Here is a 14,948-nt window from a genome sequence, read left to right as displayed (position 1 = left end):
GTGATGGTGATGGTGATGGTGATGGTGATGGTGATGGTGCCCATCATCGTGAAGTAACCATGCGCAAATCAAGTTAATGACCAAACCTAAAATTGCAATAGGAATTGCTTCATTATAAAAAATCTCAACTGGATTAAATAAACGTTGTATCGACTGAAAAGCCATAAAAATGGCAACAACCATCAGCAAAATTGCACTGCTATAACCCGCTAAAATCTCGATTTTCCAAGTTCCAAAACTAAACCTACGATCTTTGGAATAATGACGAGCTGCACGATAAGCAAAATAGGCTAAACCGAGTGCCAACATATGTGAACTCATATGCCAACCATCAGCCAGAAGGGCCATTGAATTAAAAAACCATCCACCAAATATTTCTAACACCATCATAGATGCCGTTAAAATCGTTGCAATCAAAATACGTTTTTGTGCAAGTGGATTTCCTTCATCAAACTGATGTTGATGATGACGTGATACACTATAATCCTGCATAAAATTTAAACCCAATATACTCCCTACCAGTATATTGAATTATACAAGAGAACACAGATGAGTCACATTGGTCAGGATAAAAAAATAGTTAATCGTGTAAAACGACTAAAAGGGCAAATTAATAGTATTGAGCATGCCGTTGAACAGCCTGATATTTCATGCATAGAAATACTGCAACAAGTTGCTGCAATTAAAGGTGCGATAAACGGTTTAATGAGTGAATTAATGGAACAACACTTACATCACCATGTGCTCAAAGAAGCACAAGTTGATCAGAATGAGTTAGATGAGTTTTTAAAGGTTCTAAAAAGATACGGCTAACGAGGTGACTGAATGACACAACCATGTGCATCATTCAGAGTTTTTTTAATTATTTTCCAATACAAAACGAACCAAAGATTTTGCCTAATAGGTCATCGGCGCTAAAGTCACCGGTAATTTCACCTAAAGCATTTTGAGCAAGGCGTAATGATTCAGCAACCAGTTCACCTGCGTTAAACACAACAAGTTGCTCATGTGCTTCTGAAAGATATAGCTGTGTGCGCTTCATTGCGTCTAAATGACGTGTTCTCGCAATAAAGGTGTCTTCCTCAGGGTGGAAACCTGCATGCGCTGTAATCGCATCTACGAGGCCTTGTACGCCCATCTCTTGTTTTGCTGAAACTGTAATATGACGGAACCCTTGAAAATCGTTTATTTCAGCTAATTGACCAGTTAAATCGCATTTATTGCCAATTAACATTAGGCGACGCGGTTCAATGTGTTCAGCAAAATATTCTTGAGCAAGTTTTAATGGGTCATCGCCTTGATTTAAATCATAAACCAGCAATAACAAATCAGCTTGTTCAATTTCTTTAATTGCTCTGCGAATCCCTTCTTTTTCAACAATGTCACCTGTTTCACGTAGGCCAGCTGTGTCTGTTAAGGTGATTGGTAGGCCATTTAAGCTAATTTTTTCATGTAAAACATCGCGAGTTGTACCAGCAATATCGGTCACAATTGCGCGCTCAACGCCAGCTAGCGCGTTTAACAAGCTCGACTTACCTGCATTTGGTTTACCCGCAATCACGACTTGTAAACCTTCACGTAGTAATTGACCTTGTCGTGCAGATGTTTGAACGGCATGTACTGACTGCTGAACATCTTCAAGTAAAGCTAAAATCTTACCGTCTGCTAAGAAATCGATTTCTTCTTCAGGAAAATCAATTGCAGCTTCAACATGTAAGCGTAAATGAATCAGTTTTTCTAAAACGGTATTAATTTTTGTTGAAAAAGCGCCTTGTAAAGAACGAACGGCAGAACGTGCTGCAGCTTGTGAAGTCGCATCAATCAAGTCGGCAATTGCTTCCGCTTGTACCAAGTCCATCTTGCCATTTTCAAAAGCACGCATGGAGAATTCACCAGCTTTTGCAGCAATTGCACCCAGCTCAAATAGACGCCCCAGCAAGGCATTTTGGATGACTGGACCACCGTGACCTTGTAGCTCTACAACATCTTCACCTGTAAACGAGTGGGGATTGGGAAAGCATAGAACAATCCCTTCATCCATAATGCTGCCATCAGCATCATAAAACTTACGAAAACCTGCCATACGTGCTTCAGGCAAGTTTTTCTGTGTCAGGTTTTGAGCAATTTCATAAGCTTTAGGTCCCGATAGGCGAATCACGCCCACACCACCACGCCCTGGTGGCGTTGCAATTGCGGCAATCGTGGTTTGACTTTGCATATTATTCACCTAAAAAACCTAAAATCCAGCCAAAGAAAAATCCGCCTAAGATTACCATCTTAAGCGGATTTATTCAGCAAAAGTTCAACGATTAAGAAGCTGATTCAGTCTTATTTATACGACTTTTTTCAACGCTCTTGTTAATAAACGACTGCTGTAAAATAGTAATACTGTTGTTCACAATCCAGTACAGCACGAGACCTGCTGGGAAGAACAACATAAATACCGTGAACATAATCGGCATAATGCGGAACACTTTTGCCTGCATAGGATCAGCGGGTTGCGGGTTCAACATTTGCTGTGCAAACATGGTAGCACCCATGATTAACGGCAAGATGAACCAAGGATCCATTGCTGACAAGTCTTGAATCCAGCCTAACCACGGTGCGTGACGTAATTCCACACTTTCCATGAGTACCCAGTACAAAGCAAGGAAAATTGGCATTTGTAGCAACAATGGTAAACAACCTGAAAGTGGATTCACTTGTTCACGTTTGTATAAAGCCATCATTTCTTGCGAGAAGCGCATACGGTCTTCACCGAATTCTTCTTTCATGCGTTGCATTTCTGGTGCAATCACACGCATTTTCGCCATAGAACGATAACTTTTTGAAGATAAAGGCCATAAAATCATCTTCACCATCACGGTAAGTAAGATGATTGACCATCCCCAGTTGCCAACAATGCTATGGAAGAATTGAAGACCTAAGAACAATAACTTGGCAATCGGCCATAACCAGCCATAATCGACAGTCTGATTCAAGCCAACCGCTAAATCTTTTAATTCAGATTGTACTTTCGGACCTGAATAAAGTTTTGCGTCCACTTCCATTGAAGTGCCTGCCGGAACATTAATCACTGGTGAGGTAAAACCAATGATATTCATATGATCCGCAGATTGACGAGATTCAAGTTTAGCTACATAAGGCTGACCATTTGCTTGAGTCAGTTTAAGATTCCCAGGAATCCAAGCACTTACAAAATAATGCTGAACAATCGCAACCCATCCACCTTTCGCTTCAGTATTTACTTTTTCTTCTGAGAAATTAGCAAACTTAAGCTTGTTGTAGTGTGAATCAGGTGTTCCCCAAGCTCCACCTAAGAAAGTTCCTAGAGTGAAAATACCTTGAGAAGATTTACCAGGATCATCAGAGTTATCACGCTTTAATTGTCCAAACATCTGACCTTGCCAGCTTTGTTGGCTACGGTTAATCACTTGATGTCTTACAACAATTGGATATTGCCCTTGGGTAAAGGTGAAAGTTTTAATAATTTCAACGCCTTCAGGTGTTTTAAATACCATTGGAACGTTTAAAACTTTTTCAGATTGACCCTTTTGATCCTGTACACCCTTAGCATCAGCCAAAGTATATGATGTTTTTTCAACCGCATATAATGGACGACCACCACGACTGCTATCTGGTCCATTCAAACCAATTAAGCCAGATTGAGCAACATATGTACGCTTGGCATCATTTTCAAGCATAACAAATGGCTGATCGCTGTCTTTGCTTTTGTCGTGTGAGAGTAATTCAATACGAACAATATCACCACCTTTTGGATTGATCCAAATATGGTAAAGGTCAGTTTGTACTGAAATAAGCTGTTGATTCACAGGTGCAGTTGCATCTGTGGTTTGTGACTGCGCAATATTTGCTTGTGGCACATCGGAAGCCACTGTTGCATTTTTAGCATTTGGCAAATCAGCAGATACTTCATGTGAACTTACAGCCGCCGCTTGTTTTTGCGGTGCAGTTGCAGCATTTCCATAATCTTTTTGCCAAGCCAAAATGAGCAAATATGCGGTGACAAACATGGCCCCGAGAATTGCAAACCTGGCCCATTGTTGCATATCTATTACCCCAAATGGTTAGAGAGATTTTGCTTCAGTAAACGATCACGAAAGGGTACAGCAACATGATGCGTTTGAGAATCTATTTGATGAAACGAAATAAAACGAATTGCTTTTGGCGGTACCGGATCATATCCAGATCCGCCCCACGGATGACAACGACAAATTCGTTTAGAAGATAACCAAACGCCTTTTATTGCACCATGAGTTTGCAATGCTTCTATCGCATATTGGGAACAGGTCGGGATATAACGACAACGGGGTCCAAGAAGCGGACTAATCGCAATTTGATACAGTCGAATCAACCAACGTAGAAAACGAACCATTGGCTATCTCTTAATTCTGCGAGGTTGTGCCAACTTTAGAATGTTTTTTTGCTAAGCGTTGTAATTTTTGCCAAGCAAAATCTAATTGTTGATATAGCTCAGCATTCGTAATCGCTTCTATACCGACTTTCGGCATTACCACAATATCTATATCTGATCCAAAATTCGGCTGATGTAGACGAAAGCTCTCACGAGCAAGACGTTTTATTCGATTTCTTTCATGCGCACGGCGCACTTTTTTCTTAGCAACAACAATACCCAAACGGCTATTAGGCTGTTCGGTTAATTTTGCAAGAAATAAAAAATGGGGTTGATGCACTTTAAAAAGCGCACCATCGAATACACTTTTATAATCTGCAGCACAGCGTATTCGCACATCTGTGCTAAAATTGTAAAGTGTCATCACACCCAAGTCTGGTCAGCGTAACAGTATTAAACAGTTAAGCTATGACGACCTTTTGCACGACGACGAGCTAATACTTGACGACCAGCTTTAGTTGCCATACGAGCACGGAAACCATGAACGCGTTTACGCTTTAATTCAGATGGCTGGAAAGTACGTTTCATATCGAAACTCCCAAAAATGATCTTTCTATAAAGGTCCGCGATTTTATTGTGCAATGTTTACGCTGTCAATGAAAAACCAAGAAAGTTTTGTATTTAACCCAAATTTTTAATCTCTCTACTTCTTTTTATGATTGTCATAATTCAGTGCAATATATAGTTTTTAAAGTTATACACAAAGTAATTGTCTATTTTTATTAGAACTTTTATTATATACACACCTTATATACATATTTATCAACAAAACAAGATATGATCTTGGCTTTGATTTGCTGCATTTGAATTTAAATTCATATTTTGTAGTTATCCACAAAAGATCACACCCCTATTAAATAAATTCAAATTTTAAAATTTATATTTATTCTTATTAGGAGCAGTTTTTTCTGTGGATTTCGTACTTTTAAATTTAAAAAACATGTATTTGGGTTGTTGATAACTCTGTTTTTATTATATTTATGGATTGTGGATAAGTTTGTGTGATAATTTATCCACAGGTTGTGCAAAAAGTTATACACAAGTGGTTTTGAATTTAAATTTATTCACAAGAGTTTTCTTTTTAGACAAAATCACTCGAATTCGTCATGACAGATGTGGATAACTTGGTTAGAATGGCGACCCCTTCTCATATGGAAGGGTGAATCTTTAGATTGTTTGAATTTAAAAACGCAAAAATAGGGGATACACATGCTTTGGACAGACTGCTTAACTCGCTTGCGACAAGAGCTCTCTGATAACGTCTTTGCGATGTGGATTCGCCCATTAGTTGCTGAAGAAGTAGAAGGGATACTACGTCTCTATGCTCCTAACCCTTATTGGACGCGTTACATTCAAGAGAATCATTTAGAATTAATTTCTATATTGGCTGAGCAGTTGTCAGAAGGACGTGTACGTCAGGTTGAGATTTTAGTTGATTCTCGTCCTGGGAGTATTTTGTCATCGAGCGAACAACCAGCAACCACTACAGCTGCTTTGCAAACTGCACCACCACAAAGTATTAAAGCAAAAAAAGAGCCTGAGTCTGTTTCTAGCCCACATGCAAATAGTGTGGTCAATCCGAAAACATCAAAAAAGAAACTACTGAATCCTCAGTTTACTTTTTCTTTATTTGTTGAAGGCCGTTCGAACCAGATGGCTGCTGAAACATGTAGAAAAGTATTAACTCAATTAGGTGCTTCACAGCATAACCCTTTGTTTTTATACGGTCCTACAGGATTAGGTAAGACACACTTAATGCAAGCTGTTGGTAATGCTTTATTACAAGCCAAACCCAATGCTCGTGTGATGTATATGACTTCTGAGAGTTTTGTTCAAGATTTTGTGAGTTCTTTACAAAAAGGCAAAGTAGAAGAGTTTAAGAAAAACTGTCGTTCTTTGGATTTATTGTTGGTCGATGATATTCATCTCTTAGCAGGTAAAGAGGCGAGTCTAGTTGAGTTCTTCTATACATTTAATGCTTTACTTGATGAATCTAAACAAATTATTTTAACTTCAGACCGTTATCCAAAAGAATTAACAGAGTTAGATCCGCGTTTAGTTTCCCGTTTTTCTTGGGGACTTTCAGTAGGCGTTGAACCACCAGATATTGAAACTCGTATCGAAATTTTATTAAAGAAAGCCGAAAATAGTGGCGTTGATTTACCTCGAAATTGTGCATTATTTATTGCACAACAAGTGGTTGCTAACGTACGTGAACTTGAAGGGGCACTTAATAAAGTCGTTGCAATTTCTCGTTTTAAAGGTGCGCCAATCGATCTTGATGTTGTGCGTGAGTCTTTAAAAGATGTGTTGGCTATCCGTGCACGAACGATTAGTGTAGAAAATATTCAGCGTGTGGTGAGTGAGTATTTCCGTATCCCATTAAAAGAATTAGTAGGGCCCAAACGTACGCGAATTTATGCTCGACCACGTCAGTTAGCAATGGGACTTGCTCGTGAATTGACCGGTGATAGTTTTCCTGAAATTGGAATGGCTTTTGGTGGACGCGACCACAGTACCGTGATGCATGCTTGTGAAAAAGTAACCAGTCTGCGCGGAGAAGATCCAATTTTTGACGAAGATTATAAAAATCTACTGCGTCTACTTCAGAGTTAATGAAATAATAAGACATTGTTGCAAAGTCTACGTAAGTGCAGCATAGTACACAGCTAAAAAATGAAATATTTGCTCCAAGTTGCTAGAGGAATGAATCGTGCGTTTGAAAATCGCTAAAGAAAGTTTACTCAATGTTTTATCGCATGTTGTCGGTGCGGTAGAACGTCGTCATACATTGAATATTCTTTCAAACGTCAAAATTCAGACTAATGCTCAGGCGCTCACCATTACTGGTTCCGATCTAGAGGTCGAACTGGTTGCGAGCACTGTTTTAACAGAAGGGGCATGCCTTGAAGCAGGGGAAACCACAGTCCCTGCGCGTAAATTAATGGAAATTTGTAAATCATTGCCTACAGCTGCATTAATTGATTTACAAATTACTGAAGATCAAAGATGTATCTTAAAATCTGGTAATAGCCGTTTCGTATTAGGAACTTTACCAGCAGAAGATTATCCATTATTGACGACTGAAAATAGTCAAGGTACTCAAGTACAGGTAACTCAACGTGAGTTAAAGCGTTTATTTGAAAAAACTGCTTTTGCGATGGCTGTACAAGATGTACGTTTCTATTTAACAGGTACTTTATTGGAAATTGATGAAAATCAATTACGTGCAGTAACAACAGATGGACACCGTTTAGCACTTTGTGAAATTACGGCTTCTTCTACATCATCTCAATTGGTTCAGGCCATTGTACCTCGTAAAGCTGTTGGTGAATTACAGCGTTTACTGAGTATTGAAGATGAACAATTAACATTGTTGATTGGTCGTGAGTTGTTAAATGTAACCATCAATACGCCAAGTCGTGACAAAGAGCAGGGTGATATTACTGTTCGTTTTACAACAAAATTGATTGATGGAAAATTCCCTGATTATCGTCGTGTAATTCCACGTGGTGGCGATAAACATGTATTAATTAGCCATGATGTATTTAAGCAATCATTACAACGTGTGGCAATTTTGAGTAATGAAAAATTGCGTGGCGTTTTCTTGAATTTTAATCAAGATTCTTTACAGCTTCGTGCGAATAACCCTGAGCAAGATGAGGCGATTGAAGATTTAGCTATCCAATATCAAAACGTACCGCTTGAAATGTCATTTAATGCGCAATATTTGCTTGAAGTATTGGGTGTACTTGATGGCGATGACGTAAACATGAGTATGAGTGAAGCGAATCAGTCTGTTTTGGTTCAAGACCCAGCACATACTGATCAAACTTATGTAGTTATGCCGATGCGTGTATAGTCTGGCTATCTAATATGCATCTTACGCGCTTAAACATTGAACGTGTGCGTAATTTAAAAACGGTTGCACTCCAAGGGTTGCAACCGTTTAATATATTTTACGGTGCTAATGGTTCAGGGAAAACCTCAATTCTGGAAGCAATTCATTTGCTTGCAACTGGACGATCGTTCCGCACTCATATTCCTAAAAACTATATTCAGTATGCTGCCGAAGATGCGATTGTCTTTGCACAGTCTAGTACTGAGAAAATTGGCATGCAAAAGTTAGCATCTGGTGAGCAGTTGATGAAGGTCAATGGCGATACCGTAGCTACCCAAGGCCAACTTGCTAAATTGCTTCCTTTGCAGCATCTTGATCCACAAAGTACCGACATTATTGACCATGGTGCAAAACCAAGACGCCAACTTTTAGATTGGCTGATGTTCCACGTGGAACCTGAGTTTTATTTTGCGTGGCAATACTATTCGCGTGCATTAAAACAGCGAAATACGTTACTTAAAACCCGAAGAAATTTGTCGTTGGCTGATTTAGAGCCTTGGAACAAAATGCTGAGTGATTATGGTGAAATTTTGCACTCTCAGCGCTTGGGTATTGTGGAACAATGGAATGTGTTTTTTCAAAACGATTTGAGCCAATTACTCCCTGATCTTGAAATTGAACTGGAATACAGTCCAGGTTTTCATACAGAGCAGGGCCTCATGCAAGACCTGCTAAATCAACATCAAAAAGATATCGAAAGACGGTATACCGAATATGGTCCACATCGTGCAGATTTGCGCTTAAAAACCCCGTTTGGCCACGCTGATGTGGTTTTATCAAGAGGTCAGAAAAAACTGCTGATTATTGCTTTAAAACTGTCACAAATTGCAATGTTACATGCGAGTAATAAGGAAACTGTGGTATTATTAGATGATCTGACAGCAGAATTAGACTTAACCGCACAACAACGTTTAATTGAACGATTAAGCCAACTTGGTAGCCAGGTTTTTATGACAACTTTAGATCATGCATCGGTAAAAAAACACTTACATGATCTGTCTATTTCATATCAATTATTCAATGTTGAATCCGGTCAAGTTAGTCTTGCTTCACCATAATTTTTTGATGTTAACCATCTTTGAATAAACCTATATTTGCTAGGGAGAAACCATGAGTTCAGAGTCTCAATCAGCCTCTCAAACAGAACAAACCAATGAAAAGGCTTATGATTCCTCTAGTATTAAAGTATTACGTGGATTAGATGCAGTTCGTAAACGTCCGGGTATGTATATTGGGGATACAGACGACGGTACCGGTTTACACCATATGGTATTCGAGGTAGTCGATAACGCGATCGATGAAGCTTTAGCTGGGCATTGTGATGAAATTATTGTCACTATTCATGAAGATGAGTCAGTAAGCGTTTCTGATAATGGCCGTGGTATTCCAACCGATATTCACCCTGAAGAAGGTGTTTCTGCAGCGGAAGTAATTCTTACCATTCTGCACGCAGGTGGTAAGTTTGATGATAACAGCTATAAAGTTTCAGGTGGTTTGCACGGCGTAGGTGTTTCTGTAGTAAACGCACTTTCGCGTAAATTACATTTAATGATTTCTCGTGCTGGTCAAGTGCATGAGCAAGAATATCAACACGGCGATCCGCAATATCCATTACGTGTGATTGGTGAAACAGATAAGAGCGGTACAACGGTCCGTTTTTGGCCAAGTGCAGAAACTTTTAGTCAAACTATCTTTAACGTAGAAATTCTAGCGCGTCGTTTACGTGAGCTTTCATTCTTAAACGCGGGCGTGCGTATTGTTTTACGTGATGAACGAATTAACCTTGAACATGTGTATGACTACGAAGGTGGCTTATCTGAGTTCGTAAAATACATTAACGAAGGTAAAACTCATCTGAATGAGATTTTCCATTTCACTGCGGATACAGATAACGGCATTGTTGTAGAAGTAGCCTTACAGTGGAATGAAAGTTATCAAGAAAACGTTCGTTGTTTTACCAATAACATTCCTCAAAAAGATGGTGGTACGCATTTAGCAGGTTTCCGTGCAGCGTTGACGCGTGGTCTTAACCAATATCTTGAAAATGAAAATATTATCAAGAAAGAAAAAGTCAATGTAACCGGTGACGACGCGCGTGAAGGTTTAACTGCTATTATTTCGGTAAAAGTACCTGATCCGAAGTTCTCATCTCAAACCAAAGAAAAACTGGTATCGAGTGAAGTAAAACCAGCAGTTGAGCAAGCAATGAACAAAGAGTTCTCTGCTTACTTACTTGAAAACCCGCAAGCTGCAAAATCGATTGCAGGTAAAATTATTGATGCTGCACGTGCACGTGATGCTGCACGTAAAGCACGTGAAATGACGCGTCGTAAAAGCGCGCTTGATATCGCTGGTTTACCAGGTAAATTGGCAGATTGTCAGGAAAAAGATCCAGCACTTTCTGAACTATATCTTGTCGAGGGTGACTCTGCAGGTGGTAGTGCTAAGCAAGGCCGTAACCGTAAAATGCAGGCTATTTTGCCGTTGAAAGGTAAAATCCTGAACGTTGAACGTGCGCGCTTTGACAAAATGATTTCTAGTCAGGAAGTTGGTACTTTAATTACTGCTCTTGGCTGTGGTATTGGTCGTGAAGAATATAATCCCGATAAGCTACGCTATCATAAAATCATTATCATGACGGATGCCGACGTTGATGGTTCGCACATTCGTACTTTGTTATTAACGTTCTTCTTCCGTCAAATGCCAGAATTGGTTGAGCGTGGGCATATTTATATTGCACAGCCACCTTTGTATAAATTGAAAAAGGGTAAGCAGGAACAATACATCAAAGATAATGATGCGTTGGAAACTTATTTAATTTCAAATGCGATTGATGAGCTGTCTTTGCATACCAATGCTGAAGCACCTGCTATTACGGGTGAAGCACTTGCAAAAGTCATTCAAGACTATCAAGTTTCACAAAAGAGCTTACAGCGCTTAACTTTACGTTATCCAGCTAGCTTATTGGATGCTTTGCTTGAAGTAGAAGCATTCAAGAGCGATCAAAATCATGATCAGGCTTATGTACAACAATGGGCTGATCAAGTAAAAGCTATCATTACAAGATTACAGCCAAGTTTACGCCCAGAAATTACACTAGAGTCATTTGAGCGTGAAAATGCTCAAGGTGAAAAATCTGCGCATTATTGGCCGCGTATTACGGTATATGTTCATAACTTGCCACATGCATATTTGCTTGATGCGGCTTTATTGAATTCAGCTGAATATGCACGGTTGCTGAAAAACTCGAAGAGTTGGTTCAGTTTGCTTGAAGATGGTGCTTATTTACAAAAAGGTGATCGCCGTATTCAGGTTGCTAACTTCCATCAAGTTTGGCAGCATATTTTGCAAGATTCGCGCCGTGGTATGATGATTCAGCGCTATAAAGGTCTTGGCGAGATGAACGCTGAACAGCTTTGGGAAACGACAATGGATCCTGAAAACCGTAATATGTTGCAGGTAACTATTGACGATGCGATTGAAGCAGATCGGATGTTCTCTTGCTTGATGGGTGATGATGTGGAACCACGTCGTGCATTCATTGAAGAAAATGCTTTAAATGCGGATATTGATGCTTAATTGATAACACGATTCTAAATCAGTCTAGGGAGAGAAGATGATGGGTCAGAAAGTATTAGCTAGTTTGTTAATCTCATGTGCGTTTCTAGGAAGCTCTGCTGTTTGGGCAGCTGATTTAGAAACAAATATGAAAACTTTAGCTAAGAGCACTAAAGCATTTGCTGAAGCGAAAGATGCTGCTAATGCGAAACAACAACTTGTTGTAATGCGTGAAGCAGCAGTTTCTTCTAAGCAATATTTGCCGCATAAACTCGAAGGTTTACCTTCGGGAAATGTTCAGGTAAAAGAGTACCAAGCTGGTTTAGATCAGCTTGTTACTGAGATTGATAAAGTAACTGCATTAGTTGAGCAAGGACAATTAGACCAAGCAAAAACTGAAGCAATCAATTTAGTCAAAATTCGAAATGAAAATCATAAAAAATTTAGATAATTGATTTTTTATGGGAAAGGGCTAATCATCATTAGCCCTTTTTTTGTATCCAGAAAAGCATTTTGTTTAACACCTAAACTATTGGAAGTTATATTCTCTAGGCGGTACTTACTAATAACAATAGGCAATATAATTATGAAAAAGATTTATAAACTCATATTGGGTAGCATTGTTTTTGTCACTAGTGTGTTTCAATTGCATGCTGCTACAGTCCCGACCTTTTATGGCAAATTAGTATTTCATCGTTATAGTGATTATGACGCATGGGACAGTAAGCTTTATCTTTATAACTTCACAACGCAGCAGACTACATTACTGGGCACAAACTGGAAAATCGACCATATGATGAATGGTCATTTTTCCCCAGATGGAAAATGGTTAACTTTTATGGGGGTTAACTCTGGGCAGCATTATGGCGATTCATGGGATGTGTATGCTTGGAAAGTGGGTAGTAGTGAGTTACCCATTAACTTAACTCAGGGAAATAATAAACGTGATGAAGATCCAAAATTCATAGATAACCAGCGTATTATTTTTAAACAAAATGGCGATTTAAAAATCGTTAAAATGACGGATCGGACGATTACTTCTGTCACTCAAAATGGTTGGGACATAGAAGAGTCGATGCCTTATCCGATGGTGAATACCACCCAAATCTTGTATGCGAAAGGTGCTGGAAATAATTCTAGAGTCTTCAGTATTGATCAGTCGGGTGCCTATGACACACAACTGACCAATATTGCCTCATATTATCCAGTATGGTGGCAGGAAAGTCGGTTTTTATATGTGCGCTGGTATAGCTCAACAAATGCTCATGATCAGATCTATCTCTATGATATGGCTAATAAACAAACCACACGTTTGCCATTCAACAGCATTAATTATGATACTTCAGATCCAGCGCCTTTAGATCAGCGTTACATGGTGGTGTCTCTTGCAGGGCAAACAGGCAGTCGAGGCGGTTATGATCTATATATCGCAGATAGCCAATCAAGCAATGTTTGGCCTTTACCTGTAAATAGCAATTTAAATGAATTAGGGGCTTTTTATACCCCTTATTAATTAATAAAAAAGCCGATTAAGAAATCGGCTTTTTTATTTTAGAAAACAGATTAATCAAAAGAAGCTTCCATTTCTTCTAACTCCATCATGAGCTCTAAAAGCTGCTCTTCATGTTGCTCAAGTTTAGCCTTCAGCTCAGTCTGTTCATTCATAAGTTTGAGTAAATCGTCTTTACGTGCAGCCTCATATAGAGATGTGTCTGCTAGAGATTCTTCAATTTTGGCAAGCTGCGGTTGAAGCTTCTCAATTTGAGACTCAACTTTTTCAATGTTTTTACGAATAGGTCGAGTCTGTTCACGACGGCGAGCTGCTTCTTTACGCTGTGCTTCTTTATCAACTTTAGCTGGGGCGGTGGCAGTGGTAGAAGACGAATTATTCTGTGCCACAGCAGTTTGAGCATTAATGAGTTGCTGACGTGCTTCACGTAGCCATTTTGCATAATCCTGTAAATCACCTTCGAATTCGGTACATTTACCGCCATGTACCAATAGAAGCTCGTCACAAACACTTGCAATGAGTTGGCGTTCGTGGGAAACCAGTACAACAGCACCCTCAAAGTCTTGTAATGCCATGCTCAGTGAATGACGCATATCTAGATCTAAATGGTTCGTCGGTTCATCGAGAATTAAAACGTTTGGACGCTGCCATACAATGAGTGCGAGGGCTAAACGGGCGCGCTCTCCACCAGAAAAGGTTTCACATGGCGTATCCATGCGTTCACCACTAAAGCCAAAACTACCTAAGAAAGAACGTAGGGTGGCTTCACTAATTTTTTTATCTGCTATACGAGCAAGCTGTAACATTGGAGTAGCATTGCCATCTAAAGCATCCATTTGATGCTGCGCAAAGTAACCAATGTTAAGCAGTTCGGAAGCTTTACGTTCACCTGCTAAGAGTGGTAAATCACCAACCAAACTCTTAATCAATGTTGATTTACCTGCGCCGTTCATACCAAGTAAACCAATACGTGAGGTTGGTGTAATTTGTAATCTGATTTTTTCGGCTATTTGTTTATCACCATAACCAATACTGGCATTGTCTAAAGTCAGCAAAGGAGAACTCATTTTGGTGGGTTCACGGAAACTAAACGTAAACGGCGTATCTACATGAGCGGGTGCAAGTTGCTGCATGCGCTCAAGTTGTTTAATACGACTCTGCGCCTGACGAGCTTTCGTCGCTTTTGCTTTAAAACGATCAATAAATTTTTGTAGATGAGCACGTGTTTCTTCTTGTTTCTCAAAAGCTTGTTGTTGTTGGGCAAGACGTTCACTACGTGTGGTTTCGAATGTTGAGTAGTTTCCGGTGTAAAGCGTGAGTTCCTGATTTTCGATGTGAAGAATATGATCAGTAATTGCATCTAAAAAGTCGCGGTCATGCGAAATGAGGATGAGTGTACCTTCATAGGCTTTAAGCCAATCTTCTAACCACAGAATTGCATCCAAGTCTAAATGGTTAGTTGGTTCATCTAGTAATAATAAATCTGAACGGCTCATAAGGGTACGCGCCAAATTTAAGCGCATACGCCATCCACCTGAGAAACT

At 39.5% G+C, this 14,948-nt stretch carries 14 protein-coding genes; 7 read left to right on the top strand and 7 right to left on the bottom strand.

The window, feature by feature from the left end; all coding sequences use genetic code 11:
* A partial coding sequence (locus tag UC75_RS22415) for a cation diffusion facilitator family transporter (RefSeq protein ID WP_228137494.1) occupies nucleotides 1-492 on the bottom strand: 492 nt, incomplete at its 3' end.
* 57 nt (nucleotides 493-549) lie between these two features.
* On the opposite strand from UC75_RS22415, the gene UC75_RS18150 reads away from it, so the two are divergent.
* Complete coding sequence (locus UC75_RS18150; protein ID WP_004795563.1) at nucleotides 550-813, top strand: metal/formaldehyde-sensitive transcriptional repressor; 264 nt, start codon at nucleotides 550-552, stop codon at nucleotides 811-813.
* A gap of 49 nt (nucleotides 814-862) precedes the next feature.
* Here UC75_RS18150 and mnmE read toward each other — a convergent pair whose 3' ends face one another.
* The 5 genes from mnmE to rpmH form a co-directional block, all read right to left on the bottom strand.
* Nucleotides 863-2,218 carry a tRNA uridine-5-carboxymethylaminomethyl(34) synthesis GTPase MnmE gene (mnmE, locus tag UC75_RS18145; RefSeq protein ID WP_049838387.1) on the bottom strand — a complete coding sequence of 452 codons (1,356 nt, stop codon included), beginning with the start codon at nucleotides 2,216-2,218 and terminating at the stop codon, nucleotides 863-865.
* A gap of 91 nt (nucleotides 2,219-2,309) precedes the next feature.
* Nucleotides 2,310-4,070: a membrane protein insertase YidC gene (yidC, locus tag UC75_RS18140; protein ID WP_004795565.1), complete on the bottom strand. Its 1,761-nt coding sequence runs from the start codon at nucleotides 4,068-4,070 to the stop codon at nucleotides 2,310-2,312.
* Between the two features lie 5 nt (nucleotides 4,071-4,075).
* Nucleotides 4,076-4,396 carry a membrane protein insertion efficiency factor YidD gene (gene yidD, locus UC75_RS18135; RefSeq protein ID WP_003656027.1) on the bottom strand — a complete coding sequence of 107 codons (321 nt, stop codon included), beginning with the start codon at nucleotides 4,394-4,396 and terminating at the stop codon, nucleotides 4,076-4,078.
* Nucleotides 4,397-4,406: 10 nt separating this feature from the next.
* A complete protein-coding gene (rnpA, locus tag UC75_RS18130) occupies nucleotides 4,407-4,799 on the bottom strand; it encodes a ribonuclease P protein component (RefSeq protein ID WP_004795567.1) in 393 nt (130 codons plus the stop codon).
* Nucleotides 4,800-4,828: 29 nt separating this feature from the next.
* Complete coding sequence (rpmH, locus tag UC75_RS18125) at nucleotides 4,829-4,963, bottom strand: 50S ribosomal protein L34 (RefSeq protein ID WP_000831329.1); 135 nt, start codon at nucleotides 4,961-4,963, stop codon at nucleotides 4,829-4,831.
* A gap of 681 nt (nucleotides 4,964-5,644) precedes the next feature.
* On the opposite strand from rpmH, the gene dnaA reads away from it, so the two are divergent.
* The 6 genes from dnaA (at nucleotide 5,645) to UC75_RS18095 (ending at nucleotide 13,407) form a co-directional block, all read left to right on the top strand.
* Nucleotides 5,645-7,051 carry a chromosomal replication initiator protein DnaA gene (gene dnaA / locus UC75_RS18120; RefSeq protein WP_049838386.1) on the top strand — a complete coding sequence of 469 codons (1,407 nt, stop codon included), beginning with the start codon at nucleotides 5,645-5,647 and terminating at the stop codon, nucleotides 7,049-7,051.
* 97 nt (nucleotides 7,052-7,148) lie between these two features.
* The gene (dnaN, locus tag UC75_RS22410) at nucleotides 7,149-8,297 is read left to right on the top strand and encodes a DNA polymerase III subunit beta (RefSeq protein WP_005308370.1); all 1,149 of its coding nucleotides are present in this window, start codon (nucleotides 7,149-7,151) and stop codon (nucleotides 8,295-8,297) included.
* 14 nt (nucleotides 8,298-8,311) lie between these two features.
* Complete coding sequence (gene recF, locus UC75_RS18110) at nucleotides 8,312-9,394, top strand: DNA replication/repair protein RecF (protein WP_005308367.1); 1,083 nt, start codon at nucleotides 8,312-8,314, stop codon at nucleotides 9,392-9,394.
* Between the two features lie 52 nt (nucleotides 9,395-9,446).
* Nucleotides 9,447-11,915: a DNA topoisomerase (ATP-hydrolyzing) subunit B gene (gyrB, locus tag UC75_RS18105; protein ID WP_004795574.1), complete on the top strand. Its 2,469-nt coding sequence runs from the start codon at nucleotides 9,447-9,449 to the stop codon at nucleotides 11,913-11,915.
* Nucleotides 11,916-11,952: 37 nt separating this feature from the next.
* Complete coding sequence (gene cybC / locus UC75_RS18100; RefSeq protein ID WP_005308364.1) at nucleotides 11,953-12,345, top strand: cytochrome b562; 393 nt, start codon at nucleotides 11,953-11,955, stop codon at nucleotides 12,343-12,345.
* Nucleotides 12,346-12,480: 135 nt separating this feature from the next.
* Nucleotides 12,481-13,407: a hypothetical protein gene (locus UC75_RS18095; RefSeq protein ID WP_049838385.1), complete on the top strand. Its 927-nt coding sequence runs from the start codon at nucleotides 12,481-12,483 to the stop codon at nucleotides 13,405-13,407.
* Between the two features lie 50 nt (nucleotides 13,408-13,457).
* Here the strand turns inward: UC75_RS18095 and UC75_RS18090 are convergent.
* The coding region (locus UC75_RS18090; protein WP_228137493.1) for an ATP-binding cassette domain-containing protein at nucleotides 13,458-14,948 on the bottom strand (1,491 nt) is incomplete at its 5' end.

Origin of the sequence: Acinetobacter sp. V2 (assembly GCF_001188385.1) — a bacterium.
GTDB classification, from domain to species: Bacteria; Pseudomonadota; Gammaproteobacteria; order Pseudomonadales; family Moraxellaceae; genus Acinetobacter; species Acinetobacter oleivorans.
Note: the sequence above shows the minus strand (reverse complement) of the source record. Positions and strands in the feature narration are given on the sequence as shown.